The 793-nt window shown below is 79.4% G+C and carries 1 protein-coding gene; it reads left to right on the top strand.

Annotation, left to right across the window (positions count from 1 at the left end; translation table 11 throughout):
* The coding region (locus tag GT045_RS23715) for a histidine kinase (protein ID WP_237538818.1) at positions 1-765 on the top strand (765 nt) is incomplete at its 5' end.
* Positions 766-793: the final 28 nt, after the last annotated feature.

Raw genomic sequence — 793 nt, 5'->3', positions numbered from 1 at the left:
GCGGGGACGGTGTCCCCGCTCGCCGGTCTGGCCCTGCTGCTGGCGCTCGCGGCGTGCGCCGCCTGCTGCGGGGCCCTGCTGGCCCGCTGGGCGCCCGTCCTGCTCGGGCCCACCGCGCGGGAGCGGCTGGCCGCCGCCGAGGCCCGCGCCGCCGACCTCGCCGTCCGGGGCCGCCTCGCCCGTGAGCTGCACGACTCCGTCGGCCACGCCCTGAGCGCGGTCACCCTCCAGGCGAGCGCCGCCCGCCGGCTGCTGGACACCGACCCCCGCTTCGTCCGCGAGGCGCTCGCCGCCATCGAGGACACCACCCGCCGCACGGTCGGCGAACTCGACGCCGTCCTCGGCGTGCTGCGGGAGGACGACGCACCCGGTACCGCGCCCGCCCCGACCCTCGCCGCCGACCTGGACGGGCTGCTGCGCCGCACGCGCGCCGCCGGGCAGCGGGTCACGGCCACCGTGGACACCGACCCCGCCGCGCTGCCCCCGATGGTCTCCCGTGAGGCGTACCGGATCGTGCAGGAGGGGCTGACCAACGCCCTCAGGCACGCCGGTGAGCCGGTCACCGTGACGATCGGCACCGCGGACGGCCGTCTGGAGATCACCGTGGAGAACAGGCTCGGCGCGGCCCCGGCCGCCCGCCGTCCCGGTGGCGGCCACGGTCTGACCGGTATCGCCGACCGGGTACGGCTGCTGGGCGGCACCGCGCAGGCGGGGGCGGCGGACGGGCACTGGCGGCTCCGGGTGCGCCTGCCCCTGCGAGCGTGACCACCCCTCCCCCGCCTCCGTCCCGGCC

It is taken from the genome of Streptomyces sp. SID486 (genome assembly GCF_009865385.1).
Lineage (GTDB): Bacteria > Actinomycetota > Actinomycetes > Streptomycetales > Streptomycetaceae > Streptomyces.
This window is presented reverse-complemented; position numbering and strand designations above follow the sequence as displayed.